General features: G+C 69.8%; 5 protein-coding genes. All 5 read left to right on the top strand.

Annotated elements, in window-relative coordinates:
- The first annotated feature begins 6 nt into the window (after positions 1 to 6).
- The 5 genes from ACIP5Y_RS19075 to ACIP5Y_RS19095 all read left to right on the top strand — a co-directional run bounded on the left by ACIP5Y_RS19075 (position 7) and on the right by ACIP5Y_RS19095 (position 23,533).
- Complete coding sequence (locus ACIP5Y_RS19075) at positions 7 to 5,658, top strand: type I polyketide synthase (protein ID WP_400351571.1); 5,652 nt, start codon at positions 7 to 9, stop codon at positions 5,656 to 5,658.
- Positions 5,655 to 19,598: a type I polyketide synthase gene (locus ACIP5Y_RS19080; RefSeq protein ID WP_400351572.1), complete on the top strand. Its 13,944-nt coding sequence runs from the start codon at positions 5,655 to 5,657 to the stop codon at positions 19,596 to 19,598. Before ACIP5Y_RS19075 ends, ACIP5Y_RS19080 begins: the two co-directional genes overlap by 4 nt.
- A 175-nt stretch (positions 19,599 to 19,773) precedes the next feature.
- Positions 19,774 to 21,030: a glycosyltransferase gene (locus ACIP5Y_RS19085; RefSeq protein WP_400351573.1), complete on the top strand. Its 1,257-nt coding sequence runs from the start codon at positions 19,774 to 19,776 to the stop codon at positions 21,028 to 21,030.
- Complete coding sequence (locus ACIP5Y_RS19090; RefSeq protein ID WP_400351574.1) at positions 21,027 to 22,508, top strand: NDP-hexose 2,3-dehydratase family protein; 1,482 nt, start codon at positions 21,027 to 21,029, stop codon at positions 22,506 to 22,508. The genes ACIP5Y_RS19085 and ACIP5Y_RS19090 overlap by 4 nt, the downstream gene beginning before the upstream one ends.
- On the top strand, positions 22,505 to 23,533 hold the full coding sequence (locus ACIP5Y_RS19095) for a Gfo/Idh/MocA family protein (protein WP_400351575.1): 1,029 nt from the start codon (positions 22,505 to 22,507) through the stop codon (positions 23,531 to 23,533). The genes ACIP5Y_RS19090 and ACIP5Y_RS19095 overlap by 4 nt, the downstream gene beginning before the upstream one ends.
- Positions 23,534 to 23,565 lie beyond the last annotated feature (32 nt).

Consider the following 23,565-nt stretch of genomic DNA (forward strand, 5'->3'; position numbering starts at 1 on the left):
TCCGAAATGGGAAGTGGCGTGCCGGGTGGGTCCGTCGAAGAGTTGGTGGGCGCACTGCGCGATGCGGTGAAAGAGACTGTGCGACTACGCAAGCAAGTCGCCGCGGCGCGGGAGCCGATCGCCATCGTGGGAATGGCGTGCCGACTGCCCGGTGGGGTGAGTTCGCCGGAGGGGCTGTGGGATCTGGTCGCCTCGGGTGGTGACGGGGTATCGGGATTTCCGACCGACCGCGGGTGGGATCTGGAGGGCTTGTTCGATTCGGATCCGGATCGGGCGGGCCGGTCGTATGTGCGGGAGGGCGGGTTTCTGCACCAGGCGGCGGAATTCGATGCCGAGTTCTTCGGTATCTCGCCGCGCGAGGCATTGGCGATGGACCCACAACAGCGCCAGCTGCTCGAAACAGCCTGGGAAGCAGTGGAATACGCCGGGATCGATCCATCCTCGCTCCGAGGCACCCGCACCGGTGTCTACGCCGGCGCCATGTACCACGATTACGAGCCGGCCCTGCTGGAACGGCTACCCGCCGTCGAGGGCCAGCGCATAGCCGCCGCCACGAGCGTGCTGTCGGGGCGGGTGTCGTTCGTGCTCGGGCTGGAAGGGCCCGCGGTGACGGTGGATACGGCGTGCTCGTCGTCGCTGGTGGCATTGCATCTGGCTGCGCAGGCCCTGCGCCGCGGCGAATGCGATCTCGCGCTGGCGGGTGGCGCCACCGTCATGGCCCGGCCGGCGGTCTTCGTCGATTTCAGTCGCCAGCGCGCGCTGGCTGCCGATGGCCGCTGTAAAGCGTTCGCCGCCGCCGCGGACGGCACCGGCTGGTCCGAGGGCGTCGGCGTGCTGCTGGTCGAGCGGTTGTCGGATGCGCTGGCCGATGGTCATCGGGTCCTGGCGGTGCTGCGCGGTTCGGCGGTCAATCAGGACGGTGCATCGAACGGCCTGACCGCGCCGAACGGGCCCGCGCAGCAACGAGTCATCCGGGCCGCACTGGCCGACGCGGGATTGAACGCCGCCGATGTGGACGCCATCGAGGCGCACGGCACCGGCACCAAGCTCGGCGATCCGATCGAAGCGCATGCCCTGCTGGCCACCTACGGTCAGGACCGGCCCGCCGATCGGCCGCTGCTGCTGGGTTCGCTGAAGTCGAACATCGGCCACGCGCAGGCAGCGGCAGGCGTGGCCGGCGTGATCAAGATGGTGCAGGCCATGCAGCACGAAACATTGCCGCGGACTTTGCATGTCGATGAGCCCTCGCCGTTCGTCGACTGGGATTCCGGCGCTGTCACATTGCTGACGGAGGCGGTCGCGTGGCCGCGGGGTGAGCGTCCGCGACGGGTAGGTGTGTCATCGTTCGGGATCAGCGGGACGAATGCGCATGTGGTGCTGGAGGAACCGGCGACCGCGGACACCGGCATCGAGGACGACGCCGAGACCTCCACTCGGCGCACCGGAACCGAGCTCACCGGCGGCGTATTGTGGCCGATCTCTGCGAACACCGAAGCGGCCCTGCGCAATCAAGCGCAGCGTCTGCACGCGCGCCTGGTGGACCGGCCGGGCTGGCGGCCCGCCGATGTCGCCTTCTCGCTCGCGACTACGCGAGCGCCCTTGCGGCATCGTGCCGTCGTACTCGGTGACGACCGCGAATCCCTGCTCACAGCGCTGGCCGGACTGACCGGGGCAGTCGCTTCTACGCGCGTCGTGCGCGGTACGCCCGCCGGTGGTGATCTCGCCTTCCTGTTCACCGGGCAGGGCGCGCAGCGACCCGGGATGGGCCGCGGTCTCGCCGCCCGGTTCCCGGTCTTCGCGCACGCGGTGGACGAGATCTGCGCCGCCTTCGGCGACCGCCTCGGCCGTCCGCTGCGCGAGGTACTCGACACCGATGAACCGGAGTTGCTGGACCGCACGGTCTTCACACAGGCAGCCCTGTTCACCGTCGAGGTCGCGCTGTATCGGCTGCTGCAGCACATCGGAATCCGGCCCAATCGCGTGGCCGGGCACTCGATCGGCGAGATCGCCGCGGCTCACGCGGCCGGCGTCTTCTCCCTCGAGGATGCGGTCACCCTCGTCGCGGCGCGCGGCCGGCTCATGCAGGACCTGCCCGCCGGCGGCGCGATGATCGCCGTCCGCGCCACCGAGGACGATGTGGCCGAACTACTGGCCGGGCAAGAGCCGCACGCCGGAATCGCGGCTGTGAACGGGCCACACGCACTGGTGATCTCCGGCGGCGACGACGTCGTGACTGCGATCGCGGACCGGCTCGCCGCCCGCGGGCACAAGACGAACAGACTGCGGGTCGCCCACGCCTTCCACTCCCCGCGCATGACTCCCATGCTCGACGAATTCGCCGCTGTGGCACGCACTCTGACCTACCGAACGCCCACCATCCCGGTGGTGTCCAATCTGACCGGCACGGCGGCGGGACAAGACATCTGCACGCCCGCCTACTGGGTCCGCCACGTCCGCGAGGCAGTGCGGTTCGGGGACGGCATCCGCCACCTGCACGACCGCGGCGTCACCACCTATCTCGAAATCGGACCCGACGCGGTACTCACCGCCATGGCACCGGAATGCCTCACCGACGACGAAGCACAGACATCCGAATTCATTGCGGCACTGCGCAGGAACCAGCCCGAGGAACTCTCGTTCCGGACCGCCGTGGCCCGGCTGCAGGTCCGCGGCTTCGAGCCGGACTGGACCGCCCTGTATACCGGAGCGCGCCGAGTCGACCTGCCCACCTACGCCTTCGAGCACAAGCGCTACTGGCCGAGCGCCACCTCCGGGACCGGCGACGGCGCGCGCGGGCTGGGACTCGATGCCACCGATCACCCACTGCTCACTGCCGCGCTCCACCCGGCCGGTACCGACTCGGTATTGCTGACCGGGCGGCTCGCGCTGGGCACGCACCCGTGGCTGAACGACCACAAGGTCTGGGACCGGGTCGTATTCCCCGGAGCCGGCCTGGTCGAACTGGCGCTGGCCGCAGCCGAACGGGTGGGTGCGGACACCATCGAAGACCTGACCTCGACCACCGCACTCGCACTGCCGGAGGAGAGCGCGGTCGATATCCAGGTCTTCATCGCCGAGGCTGATGACGAGGAGCGACGGTCGGTGACCGTGCACTCCCGGCCCGCACAGGACGAGGCGACCGAGGACTGGACTCTGCTCGCCAGCGGCACGGTCGCAAGCAGTACGGGCGGTGCGGAGGTCACTGCCGACTTCCCGGTCGGGTGGCCTCCTGCGGATGCCGAGGCAGTCGACTTGACCGGCTGGTACGACACCCTCGGTGCGAGCGGACTGGAATACGGTCCCGCATTCCAAGGTCTGCGCGCGGCGTGGCGCAAGGGTGCGGAGGTCTTCGCCGAAGTCGTTCTCGCCGAGGAGGAATCGAAGCAGGCGGACTCGTTCGGTCTGCACCCGATACTGCTCGACGCGACATTGCACGCCCTCGGACTGGGCGCGCTGCCGCGCACCGAACAGGCTCAGGTGCCGTTCGCCTGGACCGGCGTACGCCGCTGGTCCACCGGGCCGTCGGCGCTGCGCGTGCACATCACGCCGGTCGGTCCGGCGGCCGTCGCCCTCACCGTGACCGACCCCGCCGGGCGGCTGGTCGCCTCGGTGGCCTCGCTGACCGTGCGACCGGTGACGGCCGATCAGCTCGGCCCGGTCTCCGACTCGTTGTTCGACCTGCGGTGGATTCCCATTGCGGCAGTGCCGGTCGCGCCGCCCGTAGCATGGACCGTGGTCGGTGACGGCCTCGGATCGACCGAGCAGTTGATCGCCGCCGGGCACGCTGTCGACGTCTTCACCGATCTCGAGGCTCTCGCCACCGCCATCGACGGGGGTACGGCTACCCCGGACGTCGTGCTGATCCCGTTCCACGGTGGAGCGGACGACTCCGTCGACGTGGCGGCTGCTGTCCACACCGCGTGCCACCGCGCGGCGGGACTGGCCCGGACATGGCTGTCCGACAACCGGTTCGGAGCCGCACGCCTGGTCTTCATGACGCGCGGGGCGGTCGCGGCCCGCCCGGCCGAGAACATCACCGACCTCGCGGCGGCGAGCGCGCGAGGACTGATGCTGTCCGCCCACACCGAGAATCCGCACCGTTTCCTCTCGGTCGACCTCGACTCCGATCCGGCATCGCACCGGGCGCTGGCCGCAGTACTGGAAGCCGATGAACCCCACAGCGTGCTGCGGGCCGGCGAATTGTTGGCGCCGCGCCTCGCAGCAGCCGGGACGGCGATCCCGCCGGAGTCGAAATCGCCTACACCGAAACTTGATTCGGCTGTTCCGGGAGGGGAGGCACCCGCGTCACGGCCCGATTCGGTTCCGTCATCGGCGGAAGTGACCAATTCGGCGCTGCCGCGGGGGGAGTGGTCCGCGGCGGGCACAGTGCTGGTCACCGGTGCGACCGGTGCGTTGGGGCGACTTATCACTCGTCACCTCGTGCTCGAACACGGTGTGAGACGGCTGCTGCTCGTCAGCCGGCGCGGAGAACAGGCCGGTGGTATGGCGGAGATGTGTGCCGAGCTGGCTGGGCTGGGGGCCGAAGTTGTTGTGGCGGCCTGCGACGTCGCGGATCGCGAGGCGCTCGCTCAGACGCTGAACAGCATTCCAGCCGAGCACCCGCTGACGGCTGTGATCCATGCGGCCGGAGTCATTGATGATGGCGTTATCGGCGCGCTGACCGCCGAGCGGATAGCCGGCGTGCTGCGGCCGAAGGTGGATGCCGCGTGGAATCTGCACGAGCTGACGCGATACGCCGACCTTGCGGCGTTTGTGTTGTTCTCTTCAGTCGCAGGCGTTTTCGGTACAGCCGGGCAAGGGAACTATGCGGCGGCCAACGCATTTCTGGACGCGCTCGCCAGGCAGCGGCGCGAAATGGGATTGGCCGGTATCGCGCTCGGCTGGGGTGCCTGGGCGGAACGTGGCATGGCGGCGGAGCTGGGCAAGGCCGAGCGTGCTCGCACCGCGCGGGCCGGGATCGGCGGCTTGACCGACGCCGACGGGTTGCGGTTGTTCGATATCGCGCTGCGACAAGATGTCGCGTACCTCGCACCGATGCTGCTGGATCGCGGCTCGATCGCCGGCGAGACACCGCCGTTGCTGCGCGGGCTGATTCGCACTCGTCGTGCACAGCGGCGCGGTGAGACATCCGGTGACCCCGATTTCCTGCGGCGCCTGACCACATTGACTCCGGCGAGACAGGAACAGGCACTGCTGGATGTGATTCGCGCGGAAGTGGTTGCAGTACTGGACTATTCCGGCGTCGGCCGGGTACCGGACGGGCGGACCTTCACCGAGCTGGGCACGGACTCGCTCACCGCGCTCGAACTACGCAACCGACTCACCCGGGTGACCGGACTACGGCTGCCACCGACCGTCCTGTTCGACCACCCCACACCGGGCGAACTCGCCCGCAAGTTGCGCGAGGACCTGTTCGCCGCGGCTCCGGAAGACGAAGACGACGGATTCGACGAGGCCCGCTTCCGCCGGGAGTTCGCCGCGGTGCCGATCAGCAGACTCCGCGCGGCCGGGCTGCTGGAAGGGCTGCTCGCCGTGCTCGATTCGCGGCCCGGCACCTCCGAGGTGGACGAGGACGCGATCGACGGACTGGCACTGGCGGATCTGATTTCTCTGGCGCGTGAAGGGGCTGAATCGTGAAGGATTCCGAGACCGGGTCCGCCGAACTGATCGGCGCTCTCCGGGACGCGGTGAAAGAGACCGTGCGGCTGCGCAAGCAGAACCGTGAACTGGAAGCCGCCGCACGGGAGCCGATCGCGATCGTGGGAATGGCGTGCCGGCTGCCGGGCGGGGTGAGCTCACCCGAAGGTCTGTGGGATCTGGTGGCTTCCGGCGGGGACGGGATATCGGGCTTTCCGGTTGATCGGGGCTGGGATCTGGAGAGTCTGTTCGATTCCGATCCGGACCGGGCGGGCCGGTCGTACGTGCGGGAGGGTGGATTTCTGCACGACGCGGCGGAATTCGATGCCGAGTTCTTCGGCATTTCGCCGCGTGAAGCGCTGGCGATGGACCCACAACAGCGACTCCTGCTCGAAACAGCCTGGGAAGCAGTGGAATACGCGGGAATCGATCCGCACTCGCTGCGCGGTTCGCGGACCGGCGTTTATGCCGGCGCCATGTTCTACGACCAGGGACTCACACTGCCCGGCGGCTTGTCCTCGATCGACGGGCAGCGACTGGTGGGCAGTTCGGGGAGCGTCGTCTCGGGGCGGCTGTCGTTCGTGCTCGGGCTGGAAGGCCCGGCGCTGACGCTGGATACAGCGTGCTCGTCGTCGCTGGTGGCCTTGCACCTCGCGGCGCAAGCACTGCGTCGCGGCGAATGCGATCTCGCGCTGGCGGGCGGAGTCACGGTCATGTCCAGCCCCGCCGAATTCATCGGCTTCAGCCGCCAGCGCGCCCTGGCACCGGACGCACGCTGCAAGGCGTTCGCGGCCGCTGCGGATGGAACCAGCTGGGGCGAGGGCGCGGCACTGCTGCTGGTCGAGCGTTTGTCGGACGCGATGGCCAACGGTCACCGGGTGCTGGCGGTCGTCCGCGGTTCGGCCGTCAACCAGGACGGGACCAGCAACGGGCTCACCGCGCCGAACGGACCTGCCCAGCAACGGGTCATCCGGGCCGCACTGGCCGACGCCGGATTGACCACCGCCGATGTCGACGCCGTCGAGGCGCACGGCACCGGCACCAGACTGGGCGATCCCATCGAAGCGCAGGCCTTGCTGGCGACATACGGCCGCACGCGGTCCGCCGAGCAGCCGCTGCGATTGGGATCGTTGAAGTCGAATATCGGCCATACGCAGGCGGCCGCGGGCGCGGCCGGTGTGATCAAGATGGTGCAGGCCATGCGGCACGAGATGTTGCCGCGGACTTTGCATGTGGATCAGCCCTCGCCGTTCGTGGACTGGGCATCCGGGGCTGTCTCCTTGTTGACCGAGGCAGTCGATTGGCCGCGGGCAGAGCGTCCGCGGCGGGTAGGTGTGTCGTCGTTCGGCATCAGCGGAACGAACGCGCATGTGCTGCTGGAGGAACCGGCCACCGAAGCCGAACCCGCCGACCGGCCCGGCCCGCCTGCGGGGCCGGCGCCGCTCGTACTGTCGGCACGCACGCCACAGGCACTGCGTGACCAGGCGCGGCTGGTGCTTCCGCTGGCCTGCGATGACACGGTGATGCCGCACGATCTGGCCCACGCCTTGGCCACCACCCGTGCCGCCTTCGAACACCGCGCGGTCGTCGTCGGAGACCGGGCGGAGCTCTCGGAACGCTTCCCCGCCTTCGCTGCCGGGCAGATCGGTCCGGGCATCGCGGTGGGATCGGCAGCCGACGCCGGACCGGTGGTCTTCGTTTTTCCCGGTCAGGGCTCGCAATGGGCGGGGATGGCCCGGGAGCTGTTGGGCGAGTCTCCGGTGTTCGCCGAGCGGATGGCCGAGTGCGCAGCGGCGTTGGCGCCGTTCGTGGAGTGGTCTCTGATCGATCTGCTGCGTTCGTCGGATCCGTTGGATCGGGTGGATGTCGTTCAGCCGGTGCTGTTCTCGGTGATGGTGTCGCTTGCCGCGGTGTGGCGGTCTTTCGGTGTGGAACCTGCTGCGGTGGTGGGGCATTCGCAGGGTGAGATCGCCGCCGCGGTGGTGGCGGGCGGATTGTCGCTGGCGGACGGCGCGAAGGTAGTCGCGTTGCGGAGCCGGGCCATTGCCGCGCTCGCGGGCCGTGGCGGCATGGTGTCGATCGCCCGTGCTGCCGAGGACACCGCGAATCTCCTCGCCCCCTGGTCCGGCCGGATCTCGATCGCCGCGATCAACGGCCCCGCCGCGACCGTGGTGTCGGGTGACCCCGGCGCGCTGATCGAACTCCTGGACCGCTGTGCGGCCGAGGGAATCCGGGCGCGACGCATCGACGTCGACTACGCCTCGCACTCGGCGCAGGTCGAGGAGATCAGCGCCGAGTTGCACGCCGCGCTGGACGGCATCCGTCCGGGCACCGGCGATATCCCCTTCTACTCCACGGTGGACAGCGATTGGGTGGACACCGCCGAGCTCGACGCCGGCTACTGGTACCGCAATCTGCGGCAGCCGGTCGCCTTCGCGCCGGCGGTCCGGGCCCTGATCGAGCTCGGCCACACCGTATTCGTGGAGATCAGCTCGCACCCGGTACTCGCCGCGAGCATCGAGGACAGCGCCACGGCCGCCGAAGCCTCCGTGGCCGCACTGCACAGCCTCGAACGTGGCGAGGGCGGCAGGCATCGCCTGCTGTGCGCGCTGGGCGAGGCGTGGGTGCGCGGGCTGCCGGTCGACTGGACCGTGGCGCTCGACGGTGCTGCCGCGCGCCCGGTCGCCCTGCCTACCTATCCGTTCCAGCATCGGCGGTACTGGGCCGATCCGGAAGCGCGCACCGCGTCAGTGGAATCCGATGATCTCTGGCGCGAGCTGGAGAGCCGGTCGGTGCCGGAACTGGCGCACGCGCTGGACGTCGATGCCGAGGCGCTCGCACGGGTCATTCCGGCCTTGTCCGCCTGGCGGACCCATCGCGGCACTTCGTGGCGTTATCGCATTGTCTGGCAACCGCTTTCACTGCCGCCGGCACCGCCTGCCGGACCCGTGCTGCTGGTCGAACCGGAAACCGATGGCGGCGAGGTCGCCAGCGCGCTGATCGCCGCGGGGCTGGAACCGATCCGGGTCGCCGTGTCGGGTCTCGATCAGGACCGGGCGAGGCTGGCCGTACTCGTCAGTGCGGCGATCGGGGACCGGCCTGTCACCGCCGTGCTCTCACTGCTGGCCGACGAGTCGCGTCCCCATCCGGATCACCCGGAGCTACCCGGCGGCGTGGCGCTGACACTGGCCCTGGCACAAGGCCTGGGCGACGCCGGTATCGCCGCCCCGCTGTGGTGCGTCACTCGCGGCCTCGCCGCGATCGGCTCCGGCGAACAGCCTTGCACACCCGCGCACGGCGCCGTCGCGGGGCTGGGTCGCGTTCTCGCACTGGAACATCCGGACCGCTGGGGCGGCCTCATCGATCTGCCACCGGAGTTCGACGCCCGGCTCGCGGGCCGGCTGCGTACCGCCCTTGCCGGCGTGCGCGACGAAGACCATGTCGCGGTCCGCGCGACCGGCTTGTACGGCCGCCGACTGCAACCGGTCATGGAAGGCCCGGACACGAGGGAACAGTGGCCGGGGACGGGCACCGTGCTCGTCACCGGTGGAACGGGTGGCCTCGGCGCCCATGTCGCCCGGCAGCTCGCCGCGAGCGGGGTTCCGCATCTGCTACTGCTGAGCCGACGCGGCCCAGCAGCCCCTGGCGCGGAAGAGCTTCGAGCGGAACTCGTCGCCGCGGGTGCATCCGTCACCCTCACCGCGTGCGATGTCACCGACCGCGAGCAGCTCGCCGCCGCACTGGCCGCAATCCCCGCCGGCCTGCCACTCACCGCCGTGTTCCACACGGCCGGAATCCTCGACGACGGCATGGCCGACACCATGACCGCGGCCCGCCTCGACAGCCAGCTCCGGATCAAGCTCACCGCCGCAACACATCTGCATGAACTCACCGCCGGACACGACCTGTCGGCATTCGTCCTGTTCTCCTCGCTCATGGGCACGATCGGCGGTCTCGGCCAGGCGAACTACGCCGCCGCCAACGCCGCCCTGGACGCGTTCGCCGCCGGTCGCCGGGCAGCGGGCCTGCCGACCACCTGCGTCGCATGGGGCATGTGGGCCGGTGACGGCATGGTCGACCAGCGCAATGCCGACCGCCTCGACAGCCTCGGTGTCCGCGCCATGGACCCGGCCGCCGCACTGCGCGCGCTGGGCCGAATCCTGGCCGATGAGGGCGCCGAAACGATTGTCGCCGACGTGGATTGGTCCCGCTTCGCCACCGCCGGCCGCACCCGTGGCCGCGCACTGTTCGGGCAGCTGCCCGGCGTCGCGACGACACCCGCCGAGCCCAGCGACTCGCCGCGTACCGGACTGGCCGCACTGCCGATCGCCGAGCGGACCCGCCGGCTCGCCGGGCTTATCGGTGAACTCGCCTCGCAGGTGCTGGGACACGACGGCCCGGACGCCCTCGATACTCGAAAAGCCTTCGCAGAACTCGGTTTCGACTCGCTCAGCGCGGTCGACATGCGCAACCGGCTCGCCCGCGCCACCGGACTGCGCCTGCCCACCACGGTCCTGTTCGATCACGCCACACCACAAGCGCTCGCCGCCCATCTGGCCGCCGAACTCGGCGAGCCGGACACCGAGACGCCATCGGTCACCGCCGTAACCGCTGCGACGGATGAGCCGATCGCCATCGTCGGCATCGGCTGTCGATTCCCCGGCGGCGCACACGGACCCGACGCGTTCTGGCAGTTGCTCGCCGAAGGCCGCGACATCATGGCCGACTGGCCCGAGGACCGCGGCTGGGACCTCGCGCGACTCTACGATCCACAGCGCCGGCGGCCGGGCACCACCTACAGCCGAGTCGGCGGCTTCCTCTCCGACGCGGCGGGTTTCGACGCGGCCTTCTTCGGCATCTCCCCGCGCGAGGCCCTGGCCATGGACCCGCAACAGCGCATCCTGCTCGAAACCTGCTGGGAAGCAATCGAACACGCAGGCATCGAGCCGGGCTCGCTGCGCGGCGACGCGGTCGGCGTCTTCATCGGCACCAACGGCGGCGACTACTCGGCGCGCATCGCCGGATCGGCCGACGACACCGAAGGCCACTTCCTGACCGGCAATACCGCCAGCGTGCTCTCGGGTCGCCTGTCCTACACTTTCGGCCTGGAAGGGCCCGCGCTCACCGTCGACACCGCCTGCTCCGCCTCCCTGGTTGCCCTGCACCTCGCCGTACAGTCCCTGCGCCGCGGCGAATGCGAACGAGCCCTGACCGGCGGCGTCACCATCATGAGCTCGCCGACCCTGTTCCTCGAATTCAGCAGGCAGGGCGCCCTTGCTCGCGACGGCCGCTGCAAAGCCTTCTCGGCCGACGCCGACGGCACCGCCTGGTCGGAGGGCGCCGGAGTCCTGATGCTCGAACGACTTTCCGACGCCCGCCGCCACGGCCACCGTGTGCTGGCCCTCGTCACCGGCACCGCCATCAACCAGGACGGCGCCAGCAACGGTCTTACCGCCCCCAACGGCCTCGCGCAGCAACGCGTTATCCGCGCCGCCCTCGCCGACGCCGGCATCTCCGCCACCGATGTGGGCGCCGTGGAAGCGCACGGCACCGGCACCAACCTCGGCGATCCGATCGAAGCGCAAGCGCTGCAATCCGTTTACGGCAACCGCGAAACCGGGCCGCTGTGGCTCGGATCGGTCAAATCCAATATCGGGCACACACAGGCCGCGGCCGGGGTGGCCGGCGTGATCAAGATGGTCCTGGCCCTGCAGCACGCCGAACTCCCACCGACCCTGCACGCGCAGGTCCCCACCTCGCACATCGACTGGGACACTTCGGGTCTGCGGCTGCTCACCGAGCCGACCTCGTGGTCACGAGCGGCAGGCCCGCTGCGGGCCGGTGTGTCCGCGTTCGGCATCAGCGGCACGAACGCGCATGTGATCCTCCAAGAACCGTCGCAGGCCGAGGACCGGGAAACGCCGGTGGCCCTGGATCACGAGACGACCGGGATCGGGGGAGGGGTCTCGGCCGAGTCCTTCGCGTTGCCCCTGGTGCTGTCCGCGGCTACCCAGGAAGCCTTGCGTCTCTTGGCATCCCGGATCGGCGAGCATATCGCCGCCGTTCCGGACATCGCCGTGGCGGATATCGCGCACACCCTCGCCACCACTCGTGCGGGCCTGCGCCACCGAGCGGCGATCCTGCCACACGACGACAGGGACGCGCGGCAGGCGCTCACCGCCTTCGGCGCCGGCATCCCTGCCGACGAGGTGATCACCGGTAGCGCGCAAGGAAATGAACGCCTGGCGTTCCTGGTCCCCGGGCAGGGCAGTCAATTCGCCGCCGCGGGCGCCGAGCTGTACCGCGTCGAGCCCGTGTTCGCCGAGGCGCTCGACGAGGTGCTTACGCACTTCACGCCGCACCTCGATCGTTCCTTGCGGGAGATCCTGTTCGCGGCCGAGGACACCGATGCGGCCCGCCGGCTGGATCGGACCCGGTACACCCAGCCCGCGCTCTTCGCCGTCTCGGTGGCCCTGTCGCGCTTGCTGGAACGGCGGGGAGTCCGGCCGGATCTGCTCATCGGGCACTCGGTCGGCGAGCTCGCCGCCGCTCATATCGCGGGCGTGCTGACCCTGCCCGACGCATGCGCGCTGGTCGCCGCGCGCGGACGGCTCATGGACGAACTGCCCGAGGGCGGCGCGATGGTGGCGGTCGAAGCCACCGAGGACGAGGTCCGCGAACTCCTCACCGGAGACGCCGTCGCGATCGCGGCCGTCAACGGGCCGACATCCATTGTGCTGAGCGGTGACAGCGAGGCCGTGGAGGTCATCGCCGGACAACTGCGCGCGCTCGGGCGACGCACCCGGCGGCTCACCGTCAGCCACGCATTCCATTCCGCCCGAATGGAACCCATGCTCGAGGAGTTCCGGAGCATCGCGGAATCGATCACCTATGCGCCACCGCAACTGACGGTGATCTCCAATCTGACCGGTGCACCCGCGGCGGCGGACGAGTTGTGCTCCGCCGACTACTGGGTCCGGCACATTCGAGGCACGGTGCGCTTCCGCGACGGCATCGACGCGCTGGCTGCCGAGGGGGCGACCGTCTTCCTCGAGGTCGGTCCCGGTGGCATACTCGCGGCGCTGCTGGCCGACTGCCTGCCCCCGAACCCCGCCGGAACGGCCTTGCCCCTGCTTCCCAAGGGGCGCAACGAGTCCCGATCGGTCACCGCAGCCCTCGCCGGGCTGTACGTGCGCGGCATTCCGGTCACCTGGCCCGCGGTGGGCAGGCAGATCGACCTTCCCACGTATCCGTTCGAGCATCAGCGGTTCTGGCCTGAGAACGCCGCCCCGGCCCCGACCGCCGGCGCCGACTGGAATCTGTTGCGCGACAACGACGCACCGGCGCTGGCCGCCCTGCTGAACATCGCGGTCGATACCCCGCTCGCCGATGCGCTGCCCGCGCTGTCCGCATGGCGCGCACGGACCGAACGGGAATCCCTCGCCACGACTCTGCGCTACCGCGTCTCGTGGCAGTCACTGCCCACGCCGGCTCACCCCCGCCTGAGCGGTGGGTGGTTGCTGGTGGTCCCGGCGCCCGAGAAGGACACGGCCGCAACTGCATCGGCGGAACGAATGCCGGCGGTGGAAGAACCCGGCCGGGTTGCACCGGAAGTCGTGCTTGCGGTGACAGAGGCGCTCGCCGCGCATGGCGCTGAGGTGAGCATCCTCGAGGTGGACGCTGCACGGACCCGTGCCGAACTCTCGCAGCAGCTGCGAGAGGCGGCGCCGGCGGGAGTGGTGTCACTGCTCGCGCTGGGAGCGGATCCGCTCGGGCACACCCTCCGGCTGGTCCAGGCCGCGGGCGATATCGACGCCGATCTCGAGCTGTGGTGCGTCACATCGGGTGTGGCGCAGGACGTGCCGCCGATACCGGAACAGGCACAGATCTGGGGCTTCGGGCGCGTAGCCGCACTGGAGCATCCGCGAGCGTGGGGCGGGCTGGTCGACCTGCCGGAGGTCCTGGACGACACCGCCCGGCGACTGCTCGCCGCGGTGGTCAGCGGCGGGCTGGGGGAGGAGGACCAGGTCGCGATCCGTCCGTCCGGGCTGTTCGGGCGGCGTCTCGTCCGGGCTGTCCCGAGCGCGGCGGCAGATCGGCCACGCTGGAAACCGGCCGGCACCATCCTGATCACGGGTGGCACGGGTGGGATCGGCGCAGCGGTCGCGCGCAACCTGGCGGCCGACGGCGCCGGGCATCTCGTCCTGGTGAGCCGTCGCGGCGCTGCCGCACCGGATGCGGCGGAGCTCGTGGCCGAGCTGGAACATATGGGGAGCCGCGTCACCCTGGAAGCGTGCGATATCGCCGATCGCACCGCTGTCGCGGGATTGCTGGAACGGCTACGCGCAGCGGGTGATTCGCCGCGCGCCGTCTTCCATGCGGCTGGCTCGGTGTCCGTCGTGCCGATCCAGGACCGCACCGCCGACGAGCTGGCCGACGAACTGGCCGCCAAGGCGGCAGGCGCGACGCACCTCGACGAACTACTCGACGCGGAGACGCTGGAGGCGTTCGTCCTCTTCTCCTCGATCGCCGGAACGTGGGGCAGCGGTGGGCAGAGCGGCTATGCGGCCGCCAACGCGCACCTGGATGCACTGGCCGCGCGCCGGCACGCCCGCGGACTGCCCGCCACCTCGGTGGCCTGGGGACCGTGGGCCGGCACCGGAATGGCGCAGGGCGACGCGGGCACAATCCTATTGCGACACGGCCTGATCGGACTGGAACCGGCCGTGGCCGTCGCGGCGCTGCGACAGGCCGTCGACGCGGGCGATACGTACGTGGTCGTGGCCGACGTGGATTGGGAGCGGTTCACCCCCACCTTCACCTCGGGCCGGCCCAGCCCACTACTGCGCGGAATCCCCGAGACCACCCCGACAGAGACCGGAGAACACGCCCCGCACGATTCCGCTCACGGGTGGCGGCAGCGGCTCATCGGCGTGGCCGAGCCCGAACAGCACCACCTACTACGGGAATTGGTGAGCACCGAAGTCGCCAAGGCGCTCGGGCACGAAGCCGGGCACGCATTCGATGCCGAACGACCGCTGCGTGAACTCGGTTTCGACTCCCTGACCACCGTCGAAGTACGCAACCGGCTCGCTGCGGTCACCGGTCTGACTTTGCCCGCCGCGCTGCTTTTCGACCATCCGAGCATCGCCGCACTGAGTGCGCATCTGCACGAGCTGCTGGCCGGAGGTGTCACGGCCACGCCGGCACCGGTCGCCGGAACTACCGCCGATCCCGCCGAACCGCTCGCCGTGGTCGCCATGGCCTGCCGCTTCCCCGGCGGCGTGCGAACCCCGGAAGAGTTGTGGGACCTTGTTACCGGCGAGGTCGACGCCCTCTCGCCGATGCCCGCCGACCGCGGCTGGAACCTCGGCTCCCTCTACCATCCGGACCCGGACAACCTCGGGACGTGCTATGCCACCGGCGGCGGATTCCTGACCGGCGCAGCCGATTTCGATGCCGCATTCTTCGGCATCTCACCGCGCGAGGCGCTGGCAATGGACCCTCAGCAGCGACTGCTGCTGGAGACCGCGTGGGAGGCACTCGAGCGCGCCGGGATGGACCCGCTGCGGCTCGAGGACAACAGCGGCGGCGTCTTCGTCGGCGTCGCCGGGCAAGGCTACGGCTCCGGACCGGCCTCCGCCGACGTCGAGGGACACCTGCTCGCAGGCACCGTGACGAGCGTGGCCTCCGGCCGCATCGCCTACCAATTCGGACTCGAAGGACCGGCCGTCACCCTGGACACCGCCTGCTCCTCCGGACTGGTCGCCCTGCATCTTGCCGGTCAGGCGCTGCGTTCCGGCGAATGCTCCTTCGCCCTCGTCGGCGGCGCGGCCGTCATGGCGGTACCGGACGTCTTCGTCGAATTCAGCAGGCAGCGCGGACTTTCCGCGGACGGCCGCTGCCGCTCCTTCGCCGAAACCGCCGACGGCACCGGCTGGGGCGAGGGCGTCGGCATGCTGCTCGTCGAGCGACTGTCCGACGCACAGCGACACGGCCACCCCGTACTCGCCGTCATCCGCGGCAGTGCCGTCAACCAGGACGGCACCTCCAACGGCCTCACGGCGCCCAATGGCCTTGCCCAGCAACGGGTGATCCGCCAGGCACTCGCCAATGCCGGACTCGACGCCGCGGATATCGACCTCGTGGAAGCACACGGCACGGGCACGGTGCTCGGCGACGTGGTCGAGGCACAAGCGCTCCTCGCCACTTATGGCGCCGACCGCCGCGGCCGGGGACCACTGCGACTCGGTTCGCTGAAATCCAATATCGGCCACACTCAGGCCGCCGCCGGAGTCGCGGGCATCATCAAAACGGTCCAAGCACTACGGCACGGACTACTGCCCCGGACCCTGCACCTCGATGAACCCACCTCCCGCGTCGACTGGTCCACGGGCGAGATCGAACTGCTCACCGAGGCCAGGCCCTGGGAGACCGACGGCCACCCGCGCCGCGCCGGAGTGTCGGCCTTCGGCATGAGCGGCACCAACGCCCATGTCCTGCTCGAAGAATCAGTGCCCGATGGGCCGTCTGCCGCAATGCTCGACGAACGGGCTGCCGCCGCGTTCGAAACGGTCGGCGAGCCGGTGTCCTGGGTGCTGTCCGCGCGGAGCGAGGCGGCGTTGCGCGGGCAGGCAGTCCGGCTGCGCGATCACCTGATCGTCCATGCGGACCTCGAAATCGCGCAGGTGGCAGGAGCATTGGCGACGCGGTCGGCCTTCCCCGTGCGTGCTGTCGTCGTGGGCGCGGATCGGGAGGCGCTACTGCGGTCGCTCACTGATCTGGCCGAGGATCCGGCCGCGCCCGGGATCGTCCGGGGCGAGGCCACGACAGGCCGGACGGCGTTCGTGTTCCCCGGACAGGGTGCGCAGTGGCCGGGGATGGCCGCCGAATTGCTCGACACCGCACCCGAATTCGCCGCGGCGATCGCCGAGTGTGAAGCGGCGCTGACGCCTTGGGTGGACTGGTCACTGACCGACGTGTTGCGAGCCCGACCCGGTGCGGCCTCGCTCGAACGAGTCGACGTCGTGCAGCCCGCGCTCTTCGCCGTGATGGTGGCGCTGGCTGCCCAATGGCGCTCCGCCGGTGTGCATCCCGACGCGGTCATCGGGCACAGCCAAGGTGAGATCGCGGCCGCCTGCGTCGCCGGTGCGCTGTCACTCGCCGACGCGGCCAAGGTGGTGGCACTGCGCAGCCGGATGTTGCGCAGCCTGTCGGGTGCGGGCGGCATGGTCTCCATGGCCGTCGGACATCGGCGGGCCGAAGAGCTGATCGCCCCGTACGGCGAGAGTATCTGCGTCGCAGCTGTCAACGGTCCAGGCGCGGTGGTCGTCGCGGGAATGCCCGAGGCATTGGCCGACTTGGTGGCCGACTGCGAAGGCCGAGGTGTCCGTGCCCGCATCATCCCTGTCGACTATGCCGCGCATTCCACTCACGTGGAGCGACTCCGCGACGACATGCTGCACCTGCTCGCCGATATCCGGCCGCGGGACGGCGAGATCCCGCTCTACTCGACGGTCACCGGCGAACGCATCGACGGCGCGTCCCTGGACGCCGCCTATTGGTTTCGCAATCTGCGCGAGACCGTCGAATTCGACTCTGGGACAGGAAGTCTGCTCGACGCCGGCATCACCAGATTCCTCGAAATGAGCCCGCATCCCGTCCTGACCGCCGCAATCGACGGCACCGCCGAGGAGACCGGCCGCACCATCGCCGCCATCGGCTCGCTGCGCCGCGATGACGGGGGCCGACAGCGCCTGCTCACCTCACTGGGTGAAGCCTGGTGCGCCGGTGCGACCGTGTCATGGGACCGGGTGGCCGCACCGAACGGCGAGCACGCTGCCCGCAATGCGCGTGGCGTCCCGGCGGTACCCCTGCCCACGTATGCGTTTCAACGCGAGCGGTTCTGGCTGCCGTCACCGGGGAGACACGCTCCCACATCGAGTGGCGGGCCCGCGACCGTCGCCGACGCGGCGCTGACCTACCGGATCGGCTGGCAGCCCGTCACCGGATTGTCCTCCGCGCGATTGTCCGGCGACTGGCTGCTGTTCGTGCCGGCTGATCGGCGGGCACACCCAGCCGTCGAAGTCTGCGCGCGGGCACTGCGACAGGGCGGCGCGCGACCCGTGACCGTCATCGTGGCCACCGGCGCATCCATCGACGATGCGCTGGCCGATCCCACCCTGCCGGGACAACCGGCCGGCATCGTCTCACTGCTCGGCCTCGACGATGACCCGGCACCGGACCGTGGCGCGACACCCGCCGGACTGATCGCGACCGTGGAAATGCTGCGCGCACTCGACGCACGAGAGATCACCGCACCGCTGTGGTGCGTGACAACCGGTGCCGTCGCCGTCGACGACGAACAACTCGAGCACGCGGACCAGTCCTGCCTGTGGGGACTGGGCCAGGTTCTGCTGCTGGAACAGGAAACACGCTTCGGCGGTCTGCTCGACCTACCCGCCGTGGACCCGGACGCGGTCGCCGCGCGCAGGGACACGCTCGCCGACCGGGTCGCCGCAGTACTGACCGGCGGCCACGGCGAGGACCAGATCGCGATTCGGAGTGCCGGTACCTACGGAAGACGCTTGCGGCGCACCGATATTCATGACGGTCCGGCGCGTCGAGACTGGTCGCCTACGGGCGGCACAGCGCTGATCACGGCGGGGATCAGCGAGCTGACGGCCGAGTTGGCGCGATGGCTCGCCACGCAAGGCGCTACGCACATTGTGATCGCCGGAGGCAGCCGGAACGACAAGCCCGACCCGGAGGCGCTCGGCAACGGCGCGGCTGTTGAAGACGTACTTCGCGAGGCGGAGACGCTGCCCGCGCAGTTGGCTGAGCTCGGCGCGGAACTGACTGTAATCGGCTGTGCCGCTGACGATCCCGACCTGGCGACCGAGCTGGCGAACATGCCGCCGATCCGTATCGTCGTGCACTCGGCTCTGCCCGAGCCCGGTGCGACTGTCGCCACCCTCACCGCGCGGGAGCTCGGCGGGACCGTGGGCACGGCTGCGGCGGCGATACGAAACCTGGAGGCGCTGAGCACATCCGGGGACGCGACGTTCCTCGTGCTGACCGCGTTGAGCGGAACTTGGGGTGCGGCCAGGCACGGCGCGGCCACCGCTGCCGGCGCGGCCGTCCAGGCGCGGCTGCGACAACGCCGCGACCGCGGTGCGCACACTCTGGTGGTCGCACTCGGGGGACAGGATTCCCGGTCTGTGGCGACCGACCGGGCGCTGCCCGTCGGGACCGTCACCGCGGTGCTGCAGCGGATGCTCGATCAGGACGAAGCCGAGGGCTTTGTCGCCGATATCGATATGGACCGGATTGTCGCGTCGGTGCCCAGTCCTCGTGCGCTGGGCCTGATTCGGGACTTGCCCGATATCGCGCAGGCGCTCAGCGGTCGAGCCGACACCGAGGCCGCGCCCACCGCGCTTGCCGGACGGCTGGAACCGCTCGATGAACCGGCCCGCCGGCGGATGTTGCTCGATATCGTCACCGGTCACGCGGCGACGGTGCTCGGTCACAGTGATCGCTCGGCTGTCCGGGCCGAGCAGGCCTTCGCCGACAGCGGCTTCGATTCCATGCTCGCTGTGCAGTTCCGGAACCAATTGCGCGCTGCCACAGGGGTTCAGCTGCCTGCGACCGTGGTCTTCGATCATCCGACGCCGAGTGCACTGGTCGAGGTGCTCTACGCCGAACTGTGCTCCGGCAGTGCGGCAGGAACTCGCGCGTTGACCGAGCTCGAGCGTCTGGAATCGGCGTTGGCCGGTCTCGGCCCCGATATTCCGGGTGGGCAGGAGATCGGAGTCCGCCTGCAGCAGCTCGTACGCCGGTGGACCGAGTCCGAGGCGCCCGCTCCGGACCGGGATCTGCTCGGCGACGCGTCCGCGGACGAGCTCTTCGAACTCCTCGACAATAACTACGGCCTGGACTGAAGGCGGATCCACCGATGCCGAACGACCACAGATTCCCCGGATACCCGGGGCTACGTATCGCCGCCCTGACGTGTGCGTGCACACGCGGCGCTATCGAGATGATAACCGGGCCGATTACGGTCGAATTATCTGGATTTCCCTTCTCCACCAGTAGTTTTCGCAGAGAGGAACGTCGATGCGCATAGCCTTGTCGACCATCGGCTCGCGTGGCGATGTGCAGCCGTTCGTACTCCTGGGCAGTGCGCTGCGCGCACGTGGTCACGATGTATGGCTCGCTACCACACCGGAATTCGAGAATCTGGTGCAGGGAGCAGGGCTCGAGTTCCGGCAACTCGGAAGTTTCGGCGCCGGGTATGTCGAAGAGATCATGTCGCACCCGAGGGTGCAGGAGGCGTTGCGGCGCGGCCCGTCGATGTATCGCATGGCGATGGCCGCGCCGCGGCCGAGCGCCGCCGAGCAGTTGGCGTTCACCGAAGCGATGGTGGCCTCGGCCGAGGGCGCGGATCTGATCATCAACTCCAACTTGACCAGGATCGGTGCCCTGGCCCAGCCGGGAGTGCCGTGGTGCTCGGTCTCGGCGTGGCCGGTCACCGAGACCGCGGCCTGGCCGGCGCTCGGTGCGCCCGAGTGGCCGCTCGGCGGGGCCTACAACCGGTTCACTCATCGGGCGATGGGCACGCTGGAATGGCTGGTGTACCGCGCCGGCGTGAATCAGGCGCGCCGCGCCTCGGGCCTGCCCCGCGCGGGTTTCCGGTCGCCGTTCCGCGACGATGGGCGCACACGGCCGATCCTCTACCAATTCAGTCCGCAGATCTTCGCGCCGCCGCGGGACTGGCCCGAGCAGTGTCATGTCACCGGCTATTGGTCGGACAACACCCGCTGGGAGCAGTCGGCGGAATTGACCGAGTTCGTGGAACATGGTGCGCCGCCGTTGGTTACCACCTTCGGTAGCTCGTGGCTCCCGTGCGGGACGGACCTGCTGCGCGCGACCCTGGACGCGGTCCGCGCGACCGGGCACCGGATGGTGATCATCGGCGGCCCCGCGGCCGATATCCCGGACGACCTGGATGTGTTCCGCAGTGAGACAGCGGATTTCACCTGGCTGCTCCCGCGGGCCGCGGCGGTGCTGCACCACGCCGGCCAGGGCACCACCGCGGCGGTGGTGTCCGCGGGCGTCCCACAGGTCGTCGTGCCCTGCTACGCCGATCAGCCGCTGTGGGCACGCCGGATGCACACCCTCGGCGTCGCACCCGCGCCGGTGCCGTACGCCGGGCTGACCGGTGAGAAGCTGGCGGCTGCGGTCCGGATCGCCACCACCGACCCCGAAATCGCGGCGCGCGCAATGAAATTAGCGGATGCCGTGCGCGGCGATCCGGGCGTAGAGGCGGCCGCCGATGTCGTCGAGGCCTACGCCGACAGCGTGAGCCGATGACCGGACCACTAGGCCACCAGGACCGCACCCGACCGATCCAGCTGGCCCGCTCGGCAGTAGCCACCACGGGCGCGATCGATTCGAGCGCCGACTTCCACCGCTGGTTCACCGCGCGGATCGCCGCCGATCCGACCGTCGTCACCGGCATCGACTTCGCCGACCTGATCAGCTGGCGCTTCCATCCGGACACCGGCAATCTCGTACACGACAGCGGCAAGTTCTTCGCCGTGGAGGGACTGCGGGTGCACACCAGCTTCGGCGCGGTGACGCAGTGGTCGCAGCCGATCATCGATCAGCCCGAAACCGGTGTGCTCGGCATTCTCGTCAAACAGTTCGACGGCGTACTGCACTGCCTGATGCAGGCGAAGATGGAGCCGGGCAACCACAATGCGCTCCAACTCTCACCGACGGTGCAGGCCACCATCAGCAACTACACGGCGGTCCATCACGGGCGGCCCGTGCCCTACCTGGAATACTTCTCCGGCGCACGCCCGGAGGTGGTGCTGGCCGATGTGCTGCAGTCCGAGCAAGGGTCCTGGTTCTACTGCAAGCGCAACCGCAACATGGTCGTCGAGACCGACGGGCCGGTCGAGGTGCGCGACGGCTTCCGCTGGCTGTCGCTCGGCCAGCTCTACGAACTGTTCGCCTACGACGACCTGCTGAACATGAACACCCGCACGGTGCTGTCGTGCCTGCCGTTCTCCGGCGGGCGACTCGTCGAGGAACTACCCAGCGTGCAAGGCAGTTTCCGTGCGGCCCTGGTGCGTTCGCTCGACACCGACCAGGGCGCGCTGCACACCAGCGCGGAAATCCTCAGCTGGGTAACGGATCTGCGCGCCCGCCGCGAAGTCGTGGCGACCCCGATCGCGCTGCCCGAGGTCCGTGACTGGACGCGGCGAGCCGACCGGATCGAACACGACTCCGGTGCGTTCTTCGACATCCGGGCGGTCGCGGTCGATGGTGGCAATCGCGAGGTGAACAGCTGGACTCAGCCGATGATCGCCCCGCACGGTCTCGGCGTCATCGCCTTCCTGGCCACCAGATTGCGCGGCGTCCTGCACGTACTGGTCAATGCCCGATCGGAGCCCGGCTTCCTGGATTTCGTGGAACTCGCGCCGACCGTGCAGTGCACCCCGGAAACCTACGATCAGCTGCCGCGGTTGACCCGGCCACCGTTCCTGGACGATGTGCTCGGCGCGGCGCCGGACCGAATCCGGTTCGACACCATCCTGTCCGAGGAAGGCGGCCGGTTCTTCCACGCCCGCAACCGATACCTGGTGATCGAGGTCGACCCGCTGCCCGAAGACACCGATCCCGGCAACGGGCCGTCGCGATACCGCTGGATGACCATCGGCCAGCTCGTCGGACTGACGCGCTACAGCCACTACGTCAACGTGCAGGCCCGCAGCCTGATCGCCTGCCTGCACAGCCTGATCGCCGCGGAGGACGACCGCATCGAGGCGAGGTCGAGCCGGTGAGCGACGCAGACCTGGCGACAAACCCCGTGCGCATCGGCGTACTCGGCGCGGCCTCGGTCGCGTGGCGACGGATGCTACCGGCCTTCTCCACGGCCGCCGGTGTCGAGATCACGGCCGTCGCGAGCCGGGATCCGGCCAAGGCGACCCGATTCACCGACCGCTTCGGCGGCGTCCCGGTCGGCGGATACGCCGAACTGCTGGCGCGCCCGGACGTGGACGCGATCTACCTGGCCCTGCCCAACGGTCTGCACCACGAATGGGCTTGCGCCGCACTGCGGGCCGGCAAGCACGTACTCGGCGAGAAACCGCTGACCATCGACGCGGCCGCCACCGCCGATCTGATCAGGCTGGCCGCACAGCGCAACCTGGTGTTGCGCGAAAACTTCACGCCCGCACACCATCCCATGCACGGTGTCGTGCGTGACCTGCTCACCGACGGCCGGCTCGGCGCCTTGCGGCACTTCACCGGCTCGTTCTGCTTCCCTCCACTCCCCGGCGGCGATGTGCGCTACCAGGCGGACCTGGGCGGGGGCGCACTACTGGACGCGGGGGTGTATCCGCTGCGTCTGGCCCAATTCCTGCTCGGCGACGAGGACCGGCTGGAGCTGAGCGGCGCTGTGCTGCGCATCGATCCGGACTCCGGCGTCGATATCTCCGGCAGCGCTCTGCTGGTCTCCGGTGGCGGAGTGATCGTGACCGCCGAATTCGGTTTCGAACACAGCTATGCGTCGCGCTATCAGCTGTGGGGCGCCGAAGCCCGGCTCGCGGTCGAGCGTGCCTTCACGCCACCGCCCGAGCATCGGCCCGTACTGCGCATCGACGAGCAGGACCACGCCGAAGAGCTGGTGCTGCCCGCGGCCGATCAATATGCCCGCACGGCAACAGCATTCGCCGCGGCGATCCGCGCGGCCCGCACCGGTGCCCCCGCCGCGGCCCCGGACGCCGCAGCCACCCTGCGCACCGCCGAGCTGGTCGACGAGATCCGCGCGACCGCGCGCCGCGTCAAGGTGACCGAAAGCGGCTGACGCCCGCCGCTTTCCACCGAACCCGACAACAA

The organism is Nocardia sp. NPDC088792 (assembly GCF_044750615.1).
Lineage (GTDB): Bacteria > Actinomycetota > Actinomycetes > Mycobacteriales > Mycobacteriaceae > Nocardia.